This window comes from Burkholderia ambifaria AMMD, assembly GCF_000203915.1.
Taxonomy (GTDB): domain Bacteria; phylum Pseudomonadota; class Gammaproteobacteria; order Burkholderiales; family Burkholderiaceae; genus Burkholderia; species Burkholderia ambifaria.
On the sequence record NC_008391.1, the window covers coordinates 2,107,737 to 2,123,824 of the forward strand.

Below are 16,088 nucleotides of genomic sequence, written 5' to 3' on the forward strand. Positions count from 1 at the left end.
GCATGCGCCGCAACGACAGCGCCTGCCGTCCCCCCGCCCCCAACCTCAAAACAACTGCCCTTGCCCCGAAATCACGCGTTCGAAATCGTCGCGCAGAAACGGCAGGATCGCATCAGCCACCGGTTGCAACTGGCGGCTCACATAGAACGCGTAGTCGATCGGCGAGCGCATCGTCTCGAGCGGTTCCGGGCCGGCCGTCGTCATCACGTAGCTGATCCAGCCGCCGCGCTGGTACTGCAGCGGCCGGCCGCGCGCCTGGTTGAATTCGTCGGCGATCCGCGCGGCGCGCACATGCGGCGGCACGTTGCGCTGATATTCGCTCAACGGCCGGCGCACGCGCTTCCGATAGATCAGTTGTGCATCGTATTCGCCGGCGAGCGTGCGGCGCACGTAATCGCGAATGAAGTCCTGGTACGGCTCGCGCTTGAACACGCGCCGGTAGAGCTCGCGCTGGAATAGCTGCGCGAGCGGCGTCCAGTCGGTGCGCACCGTTTCGAGCCCCTTGAACACGAGGTCCTCGTCGCCATTCGCCGCGACCGCGAGGCCCGCATAGCGCTTCTTGCTGCCTTCCTCCGCGCCGCGCACGGTCGGCATCAGGAAGCGGCGGTAATGCCGCTCGTATTGCAGTTCGAGCGCGCTTTCCAGCCCGAAGCGATCGCGCAGGTGCGTTTGCCACCAGCGGTTCACCTGCTCGACGAGCGCGCGGCCCTTGGTGGCGGCCGCATCGTCGTCGTGCTCGCGCCCGAGCCACACGAAAGTCGAATCGGTGTCGCCGTAGATGACTTCGTAGCCCTGCGCTTCGATCAGCTCGCGCGTGCGATGCATGATCTCGTGGCCGCGCATCGTGATCGACGACGCGAGGCGCGGATCGAAAAACCGGCAGCCCGTCGAGCCGAGCACGCCGTAGAACGAATTCATGATGATCTTCAGCGCCTGCGACAGCGGCGCGTTGCGCTGGCGTTTCGCTTCGTCACGGCCTTCGGACACGCGCCGCACGATGTCGGGCAGGCAATGCGCGGTACGCGAGAAGCGCGCGCCGAGAAAGCCCGGCACCGACGCGTCGTCGCTCGGGTGCGCGAGCCCTTCGATCAGCCCGACCGGATCGATCAGGAACGTGCGGATGATCGACGGATAGAGGCTCTTGTAGTCGAACACGAGCACCGAATCGTACAGCCCGGGCCGCGAATCCATCACGAAGCCGCCGGGGCTGTTCTGCCCGGTTACGTCGCCGAGGTTCGGCGCGACGTAGCCGAGCCGGTGCATGCGCGGCAGGTACAGGTGCGTGAACGCGGCGACCGAGCCGCCGGTGCGATCGGCCGCGAGGCCCGTGACGCTCGCGCGTTCGAGCGCGAAGGACAGCAGGTCGGCCTTCTCGAAGATGCGCGTGACGAGTTCGCAGTCCTTCAGGTTGTAGTGCGCGAGCGCGGGCTTGTCGTGATCGAAGCGGCGCTGGATCTCGTCCATCCGCTGATACGGATTGTCGACAGCCTTGCCTTCGCCGAGCAGCGACTGCGACACGTATTCGAGGCTGAACGACGGGAACGACCACGTTGCCGATTTCAGCATGTCGATACCGTCGAGGATCAGGCGGCCGGCCGCCCCCGCGAAGAAGTGGTCGGGCTGTTGACCATGTGCGCGCCACTCGAGCACGCTGCCGCCGCGCCCGAGCTTCAGCGGCACGCCGTATTGCTCCGCGTGCGCATGCAGGATGCGCAGGTCGAACTGCACGACGTTCCAGCCGATCACCGCATCGGGATCGTGCGCGCCGAACCAGTCGTTGAGCCGCATGAGCATCTCGGCCCGGTTGTCGCAGTAGTCGAGGTTGAAGTCGACGGCCGGCGCGTCGCCGTTGGGCGGCCCGAGCCTGTAGACCTGCCGCTGCCCGCAGCCTTCGAGCGCGATCGAATACAGCTCGCCGTGGACGCTCGTCTCGATGTCGAGCGACACGCAGCGCAGCGTCGGGCGATAGCCGGTCGCGGGTTTCAGTTCGCCGTCGGTCAGCGTGCCGTCGCGGCCGGCCGTGCCGCGAAACAGCACGGGCGCCGTGATGAAGCGCTCCATCGTGTAGCGGTCGGGCGGCTGGATGTCGGCTTCGTAGACGTCGATGCCGGCCGCGGCGAGGCGTTTCTGGAGCCCGGACAGATTGCGGTAGCGGCGGCAATAGAGGCCGGCGACGGCGCGCTGGCGGAAGTCGCGCAACGCGAGCGGGCGCAGTTCGGCATCACGTTCGCCGGCCAGCGTGCGTTCGGCGAGCGCCTGCTGCTCGGCCGGCACGAACGCGACGGCTTCCTGCGGGCGCAACCGCACGCGGCGCGGGCCGTGTTCGGTTGCCAGCCAGAACTCGATCTCGATGCCGGACGCTGTGTCCCGCCAGTGGCGGGTGAGGATGAAACCCTGCTCGAACTCCGTCAAAACGCTTGCTCGTGTGGATGCTCAGGCGGCGGATTTTAGCCCCTCTCGCGGCTCCCGCGCGTCGCTCCGCGGTGGCCGTGCGGATCGTTACAGCCGGCCGCGGCGCCGCGCATCGTCCTCCACGCGCGCGAGCAGGCTGTCCAGCGCCTCGATCGGAATCGGCTTCGCGAAATGATCGTGGAAGCCGGCGTCCGTGGTGTCCTGTCGGTCCGACGACCGCACATGTCCGGACAGCGCGACATAGTACGAATCGGGCGCGGCGCCGGTCGAGCGCAACGCGTGGAGCAGCTCGAAGCCGCTGACGTCCGGCATGCTGAGGTCGATCAGCATCAGATGCGGCGCGAACTCGCGGGCGAGCGGCAGCGCATCGCGCGCGTGGTACGCGACACGGGACGTGTGGCCCTTGATCTGCATCAGGATGGCGAGCGTGTCGGCCGATTCGCGGTTGTCGTCGACGATCAGGATGCGCAGCGCATGCGTGGAGGATGGCGCCGGCACCTTTTGCACATGCTCGACCGCACGATTCGATTCCGCGATCGGCAGCCGGACGGTAAACGTCGACCCCGCGCCGATCCCGGCGCTGTCGGCCGTGATGCCGCCACCATGCAGGTCGACGAATTTCTTGCTGATCGCGAGCCCCAGCCCGAGCCCGCCGGGTGCGTGGCGCTCCGCGGCATGCTCCTGCTCGAACGGGTCGAAGATCGATTCCTGCGCGCCGGGCACGATGCCGATCCCGTAATCGACGATCTCGATCGCAACCACGTTCTGTTCGGTGCGCACGTGGAGCTCGATGCGCTCGCCGTTCGGCGAATACTTCGACGCATTGTCGAGCAGGTTGTACAGCACCTGGACGAGCCGGACGTCGTCGCCGTGAACGATCACGGGCGCGGGCGGCAGCCGCACGATGATCCGCTGCCCGCGCGCGTCGACCTTCGGCTGAATGCCCTGCACGCTGCGGTACACGATATCGCGCACGTTCACCGGCGCTTTCTTCAGATCCACCTTGTCGGACTTGATGCGTCCGATGTCGAGCAGATCGTCGACGAGCCGCACGAGCTGTTCGATCTGGCGATCCGCGATGTCCTTGCATTGCGTGAGCGCCGGGCCCAGTTCGGACGACGGCAGGCCTTGCAGGATGCCGATCGTATGCCGCAGCGGCGCGAGCTGGTTGCGCAGCTCGTGCGCGAGCGTCGCGATGAAGACGTCCAGCCGCCGCGTGGCCGCTTCGAGTTCCTCCACGCGCTTGCGCTCGGTCATGTCGCGCGTGATCTTGATGAAGCCGCGCAACTGATGCGACTCGTCGCGTACGGCCGTGATGGTCACGCTGGCCCAGAACCGCGAACCGTCCTTGCGCACGCGCCAGCTTTCGTCCTGGAAGTGACCGTACGCGGCGGCGGCTTCGAGCGCGTGCGCCGGGCGGCCGGCCGCGATCGCATCGGCCGGATAGAAGCGCGAGAAATGGCTGCCGATGATTTCGTCCGTCCGGAAACCCTTGATGCGCTCGGCGCCCGCGTTCCATGTCGCGATGTTGCCGTGCGGGTCGAGCATGAACACCGCGTAGTCGGTGATCGACGCGACGACCGTCTGGAAGCGGAACTCCGCATAGCGGTCGAGCAGCGGCTGCTCGTGCTGGGCCGGCGGTGGGTCCGAAGGGATGGGCTGCGGCTGGTCTGGCGTCATGATCGGAAAACCCGTTAAACCTGTCGATCGCGCTGCGAATTCCATTATGGCGCGATGGATTCATACCCGGTCGCGCGACGGTCAGCATCGCAGAGAGCATAGCCGCGAAACGGCACCGGATCAAAGCGCCCGGCCGCGCCGGCCGACACCTGAGCCGATACCTAGGCCGGTACCTAAGCCGGCATCGGCGCGAAATCCCGCTTCAGGTCGGTCGGCCGCTGCGGCCGCTGATACAGGTAGCCCTGTGCATACTGAATCCCGACCGCATGCAGCGCGCGATGCTGCTCTTCCGTCTCCACGCCCTCGGCGATGATCTTCAGCTCGTAGTGGTGCGCGACGGCCGCGATGCCTTCGATCAGCCTGGCATTGCCGGTCGTCAGCTGCGAAATGAACTGGCGATCGATCTTCACGTAGTCGAACGGAAAGCGCGACAGCATGTCGAGGTTGCTGTGATGCGTGCCGAAATCGTCGATCGCGAATCGCGCGCCCGTCGCGCGCAGCGCGGCAAACATCGCGGTGGTGCGCGCATTCTTTTCGAGCAGGATGCGCTCGGTCACTTCGAGCACCAGCGTGAACCCCGGCGGAAGCCCGCGGATCGCGTCTTCGACGACGGATACGAAGCGCGGGCGTTCGAGATCCTTCGGCGCGACGTTGATCGCGATGCGCAGCGGCATCGCCGGCGTGAGCGCGGTCAGCTCCGACACGGCCGTGCGCAGCACGAACTCGGTCACCTTCGGCAGGATCGCGCTCGATTCGACCTGCGGGACGAACACGGCCGGGCTGATCAGCCCCCATTTCGGATGATGCCAGCGCAGCAGCGCCTCGACGCCGATGGTCCTGCGCGTTTCGACGTCGACGATCGGCTGATACACGACGTGAAGCTCGTTGCGCTTCAACGCGTTGCGCACGGCCTTCAGCAACAGCCGGCGCGGCGCCATCGCGAGCAGGTACGCGGCCGCGACGAGGCCGTTCACCAGCAGCGCGATCGTCACGCAAATCAGCCGATAGTGCCGTTCCACCTGCTGAACATAGGATTCCGACGACGTGACGGAAACCGTGAACGGCCACGCGCCCGAGGCGATCGTGCTGCCGGCCGACGGGGCCGCGTGGAACGCCGGCACGAACTCGCCATGCTGATCGAGACCGCCCGCGCCGTTGACCGACAGCATCGCGGTTTCCGCGCCGAAGCGCGCGCCGTGCGACAGCATGTCGGCCACATAGTCGCCTTCGATCAGATAAAGCACGCCCGAGGCGGGCGCGGTTGCACGAAACACCGCCAGCACCGGGACGCGATGCTGGAACGGGGTCTGCCGAAGCAGCGTGATGGCCGTCATCCCCGGTGGCGGGGCGTGCACATACGCGTCCAGCGACACGTCGATCGAGCCCAGCGCCGACGAGCACGTGACGCGACCGTCGTTGGCCAGCGCGACGGCGCGCAGATAGCGCAGGTGAGTGCCTACTTCGGCGAGCGTCCTGAAGACTGTCGCGCAGGGTCGCCCGACCAGCGCGGTCAATTCGGCCGGGTGCCGCGAGCGCACGCCGTCGAGGATGCGGTCGACCGAGATCACGATGTCGTTCGCGACGACGCGTTCGTGCTCGGCTACCGATTCGCGTGCGAGGCGTTCGGCCACGACGAGCGCCATCAAGAGCACGAGGATGCAGATGATCAACGCAAGCGAGAAGACGATATGCGGCCACGCACCGCTGCGCTGGAACGCGGGTTTTGAGCCCGGCGGGGCTGATTCTCCGATCGCGCTTGTTGTTGTATGCATGGCAATGCAGGTCGAACCGGTCGATGGATTGGCGCGGAGCATTTGCCGTGCCTGGCCGGGGCAACGGGGCTCGCGCCGAGATCTGGACGCAAATCGATTCTATGCTTGCGGTACGCAAGCCAACGCATCGCGACGGAGTCACGGGATTCGACGCGCATCGCTATACAACCATTCATTATGTATAGATATCGACGGCGCGCACCGAAAAAAAACCCGACCGCATCGGTGTGCGGCCGGGACAGAAGAACACCTTCTCTTGGCACGAGGATGGTGCGCGGCAAGTATATGACGCGACGCACGATTGCGAAATATTGTTCGTCAACAAATGGTGTGGTTTTGTGATTGACTCTCAACGGGAAATATTCGCGCAACGGGGCGTCTGCGGGATCTCTCGGCAATTTGCTGTCAACGCCGGTCAACACGCGCGATGCGGGGTTCTTCTTTCTGGATCGGGGAATACCCGAGCATGACGGGCGCGCCGTCGCGCCGCCCGCGCTTCAGAAATCGTTGCGCATCTTGTGGAACAGGTCGCGCGGTGATTGGTGCGTATCCACGGCGGTGAGGACGTCGGTCAGGAACCACGGCAGATTTAGTTGCGTGTCGGAATCGCCGACGCACACGCGGATCGGCGGGGCCTTCGACGTGGCGCGGGAGCCGGGCGCCGTGCCCGCAGAGGTGGAGGACGGTACACAGTTTTTCGCTTGCTGCGGAACCGGCGACGCGGTACTGCCGGCGAGCGCCGGCATGCTGGCGGCGGCAAGCGCGATCAGGATGGCGAAAGGGGTGGCGCGTTTCATATGACTCTCCGGCGATGCACGTTCGACACCGTCGGCGAACCGGAGTTCGAGATCACCGGTGGCCGACCAAACGTCAAGAATCGTTTGGATCACCGGCCGGATGCTTGCGATGTGGAATGCGCTCATTTATCGTGCCGCCACGACGGCGCCGGCAAGTTCGACACGGCGCGTCAAGCCAAGATCGCAAGGAGCATTCGTCATTACCGCATTCAATCGTCGCACGCATCTTCGTGCCTTTCTCGTGGCATCGATCGCCTGTCTCAATCTGTCGCAGCCCGCGGCGGCTGCCTACACGGAATCGTGGATGAACGACCAGGACGTCAAAGCGTACGCGCAGCAGCACGCCAAGCATGCGCCCGTCGCGACGAGCAGTGCGACGGCATCCGTGAAGCCGGCGCGGCAAGCCGTTCGTTCGCCGTCGAAGGCGCCGGCCGCGGCGCATGCCGACGCGAAGCCCGCGTCGAAGCCACACGCGGCGCCCGCGAAGCCGCGCAAGGTTCAACATGCGGCCAGCGCCGATCCGAAGGCGCACGCCGCGGCGAAACCGAAGGCCGCGCCGGCGGCACACACGAGCGCAACGATCCAGCGTTGACGCGTCACTGATATCCGTAACAGCGCTTCAATCCCGCGTAGTCATAGTAGTGACTCGCCGGCGCGATCTTCGCGCCATCGCATGCGGCCTGGAAATCCGTCTCGCGCTCGTTGTACAGCATCTTCACGATGAGCCGCGAGCCGTTGCGATACACGTCCCATTGCATGTTCGCGGCCATCGGCGACACCTGGTCGCCGCGCCACGGGTTGTTCGCATACGTGTAGGTCTGCGCCTGCGGCGTCGGCACGAACACGCCCTTCAGGTTCATGATCGACGCGAACGGAATCACGATTTCCGCATGCGTGAAGCGCAGTTTCGCGGCGCGCGTCAGGTCGCCGCGCGCGATCGCGTCGACCTCGTTGAAGAAGTCGTCCTGCAGCACCTTCGCCATCCGGTACGTGACCGGGTTTGCTTCCTGGATGCCGGGCCCCTTCTGGTAATAATCCTCCGCGTCCTGCAGGTAGGCGAGCGTCTGGGCCTGCTCCGCGCCGAGGTACTTCTCCATCGTGACGCCGCCCGTTTCGGCCGTCATCGCGGGCGCGACCTGCAGCAGGTTGTACAGCACGTTCACAGCATCGACGGCCGACGCGATCTTCGTCTTGCCGTCGCCCTTCAGCGTGTTGGTGAACTTGCCGTCCGACGACGTAAACGCGTAGGTGCCCGTGTTCGCGAACGTGTAGCCGTCGCTGCCGAGCTTCGCGATGAAGGCTTGCGACACCAGCGCGGCGAGCACCGTCTGCGCGACTTCCCCGACCTGCGGCGCCGCCTTGATCGTCTTCAGCTTGTCGGCGACCGCCGCATCGCTCGAATAGGCCTGGTATGCCTGGCTCGCCTGATAGGTCGCGTAATACGGATCGGATGTATCGGTCACCAGATCGGTGGCTGGCTTCAGCGAATGGAAATACAGCAGGAACCGGTTGGTGCCGGCGGGCTGCGCAATCGGCGCGCTCGCGGGATAGCCGGACGGCGCGGCCGGCAGCGTGATCGCGGCGGCGAGTGCCGGCTGCGCGGCGACGAGCGCGGCGGAGAAGTAGGTCGAACTGTCGACCGCGCGGTCCTGCCCCGAGTTGACGACGACGATCTGCCGGCCGCCCGACGCGAACAGCGCCGGCAGTCGCTGCGCGAGCCGCGCGGCGAGCTGCTGGTGTTCGCGGATGCCGGTTTGCGTGAGATTGCCGTAGCCGGGCGTTGAAATCCCCGGCACGCCGTAGCCGAGCAGTGCGTTGGCCTTCATCATCGCGTACGTGTCGGCCTTCAGCTGCGCGCCGAGCGCGGTCAGCGCGCCGTCGGCCTCGGCCTTGACCAGCATCGAATAGATCGCGCCGTCGTACTTGAACCCTGACAGTCCGCGCGAGCCGTGCCGTGCAACGAGCTCGGTGTAGACCGGTGCGTAGCCGGCCGGCGGCGCTTCGTAGGTCGCCGCGTCCTGCTGCGGACGATACGGCGTTTTCGTCTGGTAGTAGGTCGCGGGTGCGGGCGTGGGTTTCGGTTGCGGAGGCTGCGGCGCCGGCTGCGTGCCGCTGTTGTCTGCCGACGTGGCGGGCGTGCTGGACGTCTCACCGCCGCACGCGGCGAGCAGCAGGCAGAGGACAGCGATGGCGGAGGCGGTGCGGGTCGGGCGTGTCATCGTGGCTTGAAACGGGCGGGGCGACGCAGGAAGTGCGTCGTTCCATCTCCGGGCGGGATCGGTCGAACCCGGAAGTGTTGCAAGCGACTTTGACAGCAGAATGTCAGGCTTCGGTCGGGCGATCGTCGGCATTGCGCCGGATTGCCGCCGGCCGGCGCGAGCCGGCCTGTGTGCAGGTGCTCAGTTCAGTGCACGCCTGCCGATGCGATCGATCGCACCGTGTCGGTGATGCGCACGCAACGCGACAGGCCGAACGTTTCGGCTTCACGGCGTTCCGGTTCGCTGCTCGCGACACCCACCGCGCGCTCGGGCGGCACGCCCAGCGCCTGCAGCGCGACGTCGAACGGATGCTGATTTGATACGGAATCCTGCTGATTGGCGTCGGTCACGACGACCGAGAAGCGGTCGAGGTTCGCACGGCCGAACTGGCCTTCGAACATGTCGCTGAGCCGGGCGGCCGGCAGCGTCGTGACGAGACCGAGTCGGTATCCATGCTCCGACGCGCTGTCGAGCCACTGGATGATCGCATCGCGCTGGTTGCGCGATTCGTGCGAATCCGGTGTCGCTTCGATCTGCGCGAAGGCGGCGTCGAGACGGGTGACAATGGCTTCGATGACCACGGTGATTCCTCTCCTGAGACGTGACGATCCGTTCGCGGACGGGAATGCCACACACCTTAGCGTCGATCCGGAATAGGCGACCAATTAATATTTATGTCCGACTCATACGATTCGACTAATGAATGGGGTGGCAAGCCATAGCCAGCGCGGAAGGCGCGCGACGCGGTGCGTGTCGCACGATTTGCATCGTATCGATGGGCTTGAACTTGATGCACCAAAGGTGCGCGCACGATGACTGCACCGGGTATGTGCATCAGGAAAAACGGCGTATCGGGCCCGATACGCCGTCATGCGATGCCGTGTGCGAACCAACTGATCAGTGCAGCTTGATCGACGGCTGGTTGCGGCTTTGCAGCCAGTGGCTCAGCGACTGGAACAGTGCGCGCTTCAGTCCGTACACGCTGAACAGGTGCTTGCGGTACAGGAACTTGTACAGCCCGATCGCGGCGAGCCCGTCGACGATCAGCGAGCGCGAACGCACGCCGAGGTCGCCCTGATACACGGCGCCGGCCTGGCCGAGCGACACGACGGTGCCCGCGTCGCGGAACGTGAAGCCCGCGACGGGCTTGCCGGCGAGGCGCCGCGCGAGCGCTTCGCCGAGGTACACGGCCTGCTGGTGCGCGACCTGCGCGCGCGGCGGCAGGAAACCGCTCGCATCGGCCGACGGGCACGCGGCGCAGTCACCGAACGCATACACATGCGGATCGTCGGGCGTCTGCAGCGTATCGGTCACGATCACCTGGTTCGACCGGTTGAGCGCGATGTCGCCGAGTTCCCGCAGGATCGCGGGGCCCGCGACGCCGGCCGCCCAGATCGTGATGTCGCTCGCGAGTCGCTCGCCGGTTGCGGTGGTGACCGCATCCGCGCCGACTTCCGCGACGCGCGTATCCGTCAGCACGTCGACGTTCAGCGTGCGCAACTGCGCGTGCATCCTGGCCGACAGCCGTGCGTCGAGCGCCGGCAGGATGCGCGGGCCGCCTTCGATCAGGCGGATGTGCACGTCGCGTGCGGACACCAGCGCCTTGAAGCGATACGTCGTCAGCTGCTGGATCGCGTGGCGCAGCGCCGCGGCCAGTTCGACGCCCGTCGCGCCCGCGCCGATCACGTTGATGCAGATCGGTGCCGCGGGTCGCGCCGGTTGCTGCTCGGCCACATGGTTCGCCTTCGTGCAGGCGGCGAGGAACTTGCGGCGGAAATCCTCGGCCTGGTCGAGGTTTTCGAGCGGCAACGCGTGGCGCGCGGCGCCCGGCACGTTGAAGAAGTTCGTCACGCTGCCGACGGCCAGCACGAGATCGTCGTAGCCGAGCGCGCGCTGCGGCAGGATCTCCGTGCCGTCCGCGTCCTGCACCGCGGCGATCGTCGCCGTGCGTGCCGCGCGGTCGACCCGGTGCAGCGCGCCCTGCACGAAGCGAAAGCCGTGGCGCTTCGCCTGCGCCGCGTATTCGATCGTGTGCGACGCCGGATCGCGATGGCCGGACGCGGCTTCGTGCAGCAGCGGCTTCCAGAAGTGCGTCGGATAGCGGTCGACGAGCACGACGTCGGCTTGCCCGCGGCGGCCCAACGTGTCGCCGAGGCGCGTGGCGAGCTGCAGGCCGCCGGCGCCGCCGCCGACGATCACGATGCGCGGCACGCGCGGTGCGCGATCCGTTGCAAGGGTAGGCGTGATGTTGTCCATGTTGTGGCTCCCGCTGATGACGATTCGGATGACATTGCTCAAGAACCGACGATATAGTTTCGAACCTACTAGAACAATTCAATGTTTATAAGCGACTCATATGTATTCACTTATAGGAAAGACCGCGACGTTCCGGCAGCTGAAGGCGCTGGACATGATTGCGCGGCTCGGCAGCGTGTCGCGCGCGGCCGAGGAGCTGAACCTGACGCAGCCGGCCGTGTCGCTGCAGGTTCGCCTGCTCGAGCAGGCGGTGGGCGCCGCGCTGCTGCAGCGGGTGGGGCGCGGCGTGCAGCTCACCGCGGCCGGTGAAATCGTGTCGCGCTATGCGCGCGAGATCCTCCATCTGTGGAGCGAGGCCGGCGACGAAGTGGCCGCGCTGACGGGTGATCTCGGCGGCACGCTGCGGATCGGCGCGATCACGACGGCCGAGTACCTGATCCCGCCGCTGCTGGTGAAGTTCACCGCGACGCGCCCGCACGTGAAGACGTATTTCAAGGTCGGCAATCGCGACGACATCATCCGCATGCTCGCGACGCATGAAATCGATCTCGCGGTGATGGGCAGCGCGCCGAAGGAACTGCGCACGCACGCGGTCGAGTTCGCGAAGCATCCGATGGTGTTCGTCGCCGCGCCCGGTCATCCGCTGATGCAGCGCAAGCGCGTCGCGCTGAAGGATCTCGAATCCGCGCACCTGCTCGTGCGCGAGCGCGGCGCGGGGACGCGCTCGACCGTCGAGAGCCTGTTCAAGACGTCCGGCTACCGCTTTCATGTGGGCTCCGAACTGTCGAGCAACGAGGCGATCAAGCAGATGGCCGAAGCGGGGCTCGGCATCGCGTTCCTGTCGTTGCACGCGTGTGCACTCGAGCTGCGCACCGGGCTGCTCGGGCAATTGCCGTTTCCGGGCAATCCGATCGTGCGCGAGTGGTACGTGATCACGCTCGCCGACCGGCGGATCTCGCAGGTGACGGGGCTGTTTCGCGATTTCCTGATCAAGCAGGGCGCGCCGGTGATCGACGGCGCGACGGTCGCGTCGCACGAACGGCGACGCAAGTAGGCGGATCAAGCCCGCGCGTGACGCCGTGCGTGTCGACCGTCAGACGAGCCCGAAGTCGTCGTTGCTGTCGGGAATCGATGCGAGCAGCCGTTCGAGCCGGTACCAGCCGATCATGCGCAGGCACCACAACGCGATACCGATCCGATCGTGACGCGGCGCGGGCCGGGCAGGGCGGCATGCGCCGCGGGACGGTGAAGCGGTGGTGAACGCCGCGCGTTGCGGGCAGTAATGGGGCATGACGGTCTCCGGAAGTGTCGGATGAGGCCATCGTAAGCGGCGCCGCGCCCGTCGGCGCGCACGCAAGGATGGGCCGGAGCAGAAACGGATGATCATTTTTCCGCGTGGCGCGGGAATGGCCGTGCAAGCCCGGCGAGCGGCCGGAAAAAGCGTCACAATGCGCGTTCGACCCACGACTGGTGGAGCAGAACCATGAGCGATCCGATTCCCGCCGCGCCGACCGACAACGGCGTGCCGGTCAGCCTGCGCTCGAGCCGCGGGCGTGGCTGGCATGGCTTCGGCGCGTCGCTGCTGGAGATTCGCGCGGGCACGTACCGGATCCCGGCCGCCGAGCATCACCGCATCGGCGTGCATATCGGCTCGCCCGTGCGCGCGGATTGCGTGTGCGACGGCGCCCGCGTGTCGCGCATCCAGGCGCATGGTGACGTCGACGTGATTCCCGCCGGCCTGCCGGGCGAATGGACCGACAGCGCCGACTGCCGGATCCTGCACATCGCGCTCAGCGATACGTTCGTGCGGCGCACGTTCGACCAGCTCGAGCTGAAGCCGTCGCAGGCGCAAATCCGCCGCCGGCTGCAGGTGCGCGATCCGCGGCTGCAGCACATCGCATGGGCGATGGCCGCCGAACTCGAAGCGGAAGACGCGTCGGACCCGCTCTATGCTGAGAGCCTGTGCACCGCACTCGTCGCACGGCTGGCCGACAGCCAGCCGGCATTCCGCGAGCACCGGCGTACGCTCGCGCCGAAGGCGGCGGCGCGCGTGATCGACTATGTCGAGGCCAACCTCGAGCGCCGCATGACGCTCGCCGAACTCGCGGCGCTCGTGTCGATCAGCGTGCCGCATTTCAAGGTGCTGTTTCGCGAGACGCTCGGGATGCCGGTGCATCAGTACGTGGTGCGGCGCCGGGTCGAGCGCGCGAAGGCGTTGTTGCTCGAAGGCCGGCTCGGCATCAGCCAGATCGCGCTCGAAGCCGGTTTCGCGCATCAGAGCCACATGGCGCACTGGATGAATCGCGTGCTGGGCGCGACGCCGACGGAGATCGCGCGGTCGGGCGCGCGCGGTGGGCTGCGGCTCGCTTACGACGGCGAGGACCGTTGATCGACCGTCGCGCGAGATGGGTTCTCCACGCGGGCGCCGATCGGCGAGTCTACGCTCCATCAGACGTAGGACCGCTCCAGCTTGGCCGGCAATGCCCGGTTAGTCTCTAATCCAAGCCGATTGTCCAACGGCCTGTTGGACAATACCGGGTCCTGCCATGCAGCGGACATCGTCGGCAATCGCCAAAACCGTCATCCGTTCCTGTCCGGGGCATCCGTCTGTGCGCGCCACGTTGGCCGCGCGTGCCGACAATCACCTCACCTTCATCCACCAGGAGCGGATCGTGTTCGTGATTTTCGGAGCATCAGGCAACGTCGGCTTGTGGACCGTGACGACCTTGCGCCAGGCAGGCCATCCCGTGCGCGCGGTCCTGCGCGACGCAGGCCATCGTGAACGTTTCGCACAGCTCGGCTGTGACGTGGCGATCGCCGACCTGACGGACGCGCGCGCGGTCGCCGCCGTGATCGATGGCGCGCAGGCCGTGCAGATGCTGTGTCCGGTGCCCGTCGCCGACAGCGACCCGGCCGCGACGATGGCGCGGACGATCGACATCGTGACCGGCGCACTCGCCGCGAACCCGCCGCCGGCGCTGCTCGCGCTGTCGGACTACGGCGCGGAGCGCGATGGCAACACGGGCATCACGCGGCTCTTTCATTATCTCGAGGAACGGCTGAAAACGGTCCCGACGCAACTCACGCTGCTGCGCTCGGCAGAACACCTGCAGAACTGGACACGCGTGTTGCCCGTCGCGCTCGGGACCGGCGTGCTACCGAGCTTTCATCATCCGGTCGACAAGCTGTTCCCGACAGTCTGGGCGCCCGACGTGGGCGTCGCGGCGGCGCGGCTGCTGCTCGATCGGACCGAAGCGGGCAACGGGGCACGTATCGTCAGCATCGAAGGACCGCGGCGCGTGAGTGTGCGGGAGATCGCCGACACGCTTGCCGCGAAAGCCAATCGGGAGATCGTCGCGTGCGAACTGCCGCGCGATGCATGGACCGCGACGCTGTTGCGCGCGGGGCTCAGCGAACGTCATGCACAACTGATCGTCGATCTGTACGACGTGCACAACGCGGGGCAGATCGATGTCGAGGCCGGTGTGTCGGAGCGGGTGTACGGCACGACGACACCGGCGGAGGCGCTCGCCGCGCTGGTGCGCGAACACGCGCGGTGAGCCACGCGGCGGCCGAAGCCGCGCGCGATGCGCGTTACGCCTGCCGCCGCACCCGGCTCAATACCGCATACGCGATGGACCCGATCACGATCCCCCAGAACGCGGAACCGAGCCCGAGCCATGTCATCCCCGATGCGGTCGCGAGGAACGTGATCACCGACGCTTCGCGATGATCCTCGTCCTCGAAGATGCCGTGCACGTTCGCGCCGATCGCGCCGATCAGCGCGAGCCCCGCAAGGATCGCGACGAAGGCCTTCGGCAACGCGAAGAACAGCGTGACGATCGTTCCCGCGAAAAGCCCGCCGATCAGGTAGAACACGCCGTTCGCGAGGCCCGCGATATAGCGCCGGTCCGGATCCTCGTGCGAGTCCTTGCCGGTGCAGAGCGCCGCGGTGATCGCCGCGACGACGATCGTGATCCCGCCGAAGCACGCGACGACGAGCGACATCACGCTGGTCGTGGTGATGATCGGCCGGGCGCTCGTGTGATAGCCCGACACGCGCAGGATCGTCATGCCCGGCAGGAACTGGCCGGTGAGACTGACGACGACGAGCGGCAGCGCGAGGCTGAGCGTGGTGCCGAGCGTCCATTCGGGCGCGATGAAGATCGGCCGCGCGATGCTCGGCGACACGCTCCCGAGCTGCGTCATGCCGAGCAGCGTCGCGAGTGCCGCGCCCGTCAGCAGCACGAGCACGATGCTGTAGCGCGGCAGCAGGCGCTTGAAGATCACGTAGGCCGCGATCATTCCGAACCCGAGCACCGGCTGCGCGGTCGCGGCGGAGAACGCGTGCATGCCGAACGGCAGCAGGATACCGGCCATCATCCCGCAGGCGATGCCGCGCGGAATGTGACGCACGAGCCGGTCGAAATAGCCGGTGATGCCGATCACGAGGATGATCAGCGCGGCCGTGATGTACGCGCCGACGGCCTGGTTCAGCGTCAGTTGCGGAAAGAGGCCGACGAGCAGCGCGGTGCCGGGCGCCGACCACGCGGTCACGACCGGCACCTTCAGCTTCCAGCTCGCGAACACCCCCGACACACCCGCGCCGATCGAGATCGCCCAGACCCACGACGTCACCATCGCGTTGGACGCATGCGCGGCCTGCGACGCCTGGAAGAAGATCGCGAGCGGGCCCGCATAGGAAATCAGCACCGCGAGAAAGCCCGCGGTGATCGCGGAGACGGACCAGTCGTTGCCGATCGAGCGGATCGCGCCGGGCGAGGTGTTCGGTTGCATCGTCGTAGGGGAGTGCGGCGCGCGGCCGGAAGGCTGAGCCGGGGCGAATGATTGTTGGAAGCCCCGGACGAGCCGTCATTCTGCGCATTGCCGATGGAATTGGCAATTCGCCGATG

General features: G+C 66.7%; 13 protein-coding genes. 4 read left to right on the top strand and 9 right to left on the bottom strand.

Annotated elements, in window-relative coordinates:
* Positions 1 to 45: 45 nt before the first annotated feature.
* The 4 genes from BAMB_RS25410 to BAMB_RS25425 form a co-directional block, all read right to left on the bottom strand.
* Entirely contained in the window at positions 46 to 2,412 is a 2,367-nt protein-coding gene (locus tag BAMB_RS25410) for a DNA polymerase II (protein ID WP_011660017.1), read from the bottom strand.
* A gap of 87 nt (positions 2,413 to 2,499) precedes the next feature.
* Positions 2,500 to 4,092, bottom strand: a complete 1,593-nt coding sequence (locus BAMB_RS25415) for a PAS domain-containing hybrid sensor histidine kinase/response regulator (RefSeq protein WP_011660018.1) — start codon at positions 4,090 to 4,092, stop codon at positions 2,500 to 2,502.
* A 173-nt stretch (positions 4,093 to 4,265) separates the two neighbouring features.
* Complete coding sequence (locus tag BAMB_RS25420; protein WP_011660019.1) at positions 4,266 to 5,906, bottom strand: EAL domain-containing protein; 1,641 nt, start codon at positions 5,904 to 5,906, stop codon at positions 4,266 to 4,268.
* Positions 5,907 to 6,361: 455 nt separating this feature from the next.
* Positions 6,362 to 6,661, bottom strand: a complete 300-nt coding sequence (locus BAMB_RS25425) for a hypothetical protein (protein WP_011660020.1) — start codon at positions 6,659 to 6,661, stop codon at positions 6,362 to 6,364.
* Positions 6,662 to 6,965: 304 nt separating this feature from the next.
* Between BAMB_RS25425 and BAMB_RS25430 the strand changes: the two genes are divergently transcribed.
* Positions 6,966 to 7,253, top strand: a complete 288-nt coding sequence (locus BAMB_RS25430) for a hypothetical protein (RefSeq protein ID WP_041491711.1) — start codon at positions 6,966 to 6,968, stop codon at positions 7,251 to 7,253.
* 4 nt (positions 7,254 to 7,257) lie between these two features.
* On the opposite strand, the gene BAMB_RS25435 is transcribed toward BAMB_RS25430, so the two are convergent.
* From BAMB_RS25435 to BAMB_RS25445, 3 genes are all read right to left on the bottom strand, one after another.
* Entirely contained in the window at positions 7,258 to 8,880 is a 1,623-nt protein-coding gene (locus tag BAMB_RS25435) for a histidine-type phosphatase (protein ID WP_011660022.1), read from the bottom strand.
* Between the two features lie 185 nt (positions 8,881 to 9,065).
* On the bottom strand, positions 9,066 to 9,500 hold the full coding sequence (locus BAMB_RS25440; protein WP_011660023.1) for an HAD family hydrolase: 435 nt from the start codon (positions 9,498 to 9,500) through the stop codon (positions 9,066 to 9,068).
* 316 nt (positions 9,501 to 9,816) lie between these two features.
* On the bottom strand, positions 9,817 to 11,175 hold the full coding sequence (locus tag BAMB_RS25445) for an NAD(P)/FAD-dependent oxidoreductase (RefSeq protein WP_011660024.1): 1,359 nt from the start codon (positions 11,173 to 11,175) through the stop codon (positions 9,817 to 9,819).
* Between the two features lie 100 nt (positions 11,176 to 11,275).
* Here BAMB_RS25445 and BAMB_RS25450 point away from each other — a divergent pair, with 100 nt between their 5' ends.
* Positions 11,276 to 12,229: a LysR family transcriptional regulator gene (locus BAMB_RS25450; protein ID WP_006749336.1), complete on the top strand. Its 954-nt coding sequence runs from the start codon at positions 11,276 to 11,278 to the stop codon at positions 12,227 to 12,229.
* A gap of 39 nt (positions 12,230 to 12,268) precedes the next feature.
* On the opposite strand, the gene BAMB_RS25455 is transcribed toward BAMB_RS25450, so the two are convergent.
* Entirely contained in the window at positions 12,269 to 12,466 is a 198-nt protein-coding gene (locus BAMB_RS25455; RefSeq protein WP_041491567.1) for a hypothetical protein, read from the bottom strand.
* A gap of 192 nt (positions 12,467 to 12,658) precedes the next feature.
* Between BAMB_RS25455 and BAMB_RS25460 the strand changes: the two genes are divergently transcribed.
* The gene (locus tag BAMB_RS25460) at positions 12,659 to 13,564 is read left to right on the top strand and encodes an AraC family transcriptional regulator (protein WP_011660025.1); all 906 of its coding nucleotides are present in this window, start codon (positions 12,659 to 12,661) and stop codon (positions 13,562 to 13,564) included.
* A 283-nt stretch (positions 13,565 to 13,847) separates the two neighbouring features.
* Complete coding sequence (locus BAMB_RS25465) at positions 13,848 to 14,735, top strand: NAD(P)H-binding protein (RefSeq protein ID WP_011660026.1); 888 nt, start codon at positions 13,848 to 13,850, stop codon at positions 14,733 to 14,735.
* 34 nt (positions 14,736 to 14,769) lie between these two features.
* On the opposite strand, the gene BAMB_RS25470 is transcribed toward BAMB_RS25465, so the two are convergent.
* On the bottom strand, positions 14,770 to 15,972 hold the full coding sequence (locus BAMB_RS25470) for a benzoate/H(+) symporter BenE family transporter (protein ID WP_011660027.1): 1,203 nt from the start codon (positions 15,970 to 15,972) through the stop codon (positions 14,770 to 14,772).
* Positions 15,973 to 16,088 lie beyond the last annotated feature (116 nt).

Excerpts from the sequence above, each read along its gene's own strand:
- BAMB_RS25415 (WP_011660018.1), bottom strand. The coding sequence starts at position 4,092 with ATGACGCCAGACCAGCCGCAGCCCATCCCTTCGGACCCACCGCCGGCC.
- BAMB_RS25420 (WP_011660019.1), bottom strand. The coding sequence starts at position 5,906 with ATGCTCCGCGCCAATCCATCGACCGGTTCGACCTGCATTGCCATGCAT.
- BAMB_RS25425 (WP_011660020.1), bottom strand. The coding sequence starts at position 6,661 with ATGAAACGCGCCACCCCTTTCGCCATCCTGATCGCGCTTGCCGCCGCC.
- BAMB_RS25430 (WP_041491711.1), top strand. The coding sequence starts at position 6,966 with ATGAACGACCAGGACGTCAAAGCGTACGCGCAGCAGCACGCCAAGCAT.
- BAMB_RS25435 (WP_011660022.1), bottom strand. The coding sequence starts at position 8,880 with ATGACACGCCCGACCCGCACCGCCTCCGCCATCGCTGTCCTCTGCCTG.
- BAMB_RS25445 (WP_011660024.1), bottom strand. The coding sequence starts at position 11,175 with ATGGACAACATCACGCCTACCCTTGCAACGGATCGCGCACCGCGCGTG.
- BAMB_RS25450 (WP_006749336.1), top strand. The coding sequence starts at position 11,276 with ATGTATTCACTTATAGGAAAGACCGCGACGTTCCGGCAGCTGAAGGCG.
- BAMB_RS25455 (WP_041491567.1), bottom strand. The coding sequence starts at position 12,466 with ATGCCCCATTACTGCCCGCAACGCGCGGCGTTCACCACCGCTTCACCG.
- BAMB_RS25460 (WP_011660025.1), top strand. The coding sequence starts at position 12,659 with ATGAGCGATCCGATTCCCGCCGCGCCGACCGACAACGGCGTGCCGGTC.
- BAMB_RS25470 (WP_011660027.1), bottom strand. The coding sequence starts at position 15,972 with ATGCAACCGAACACCTCGCCCGGCGCGATCCGCTCGATCGGCAACGAC.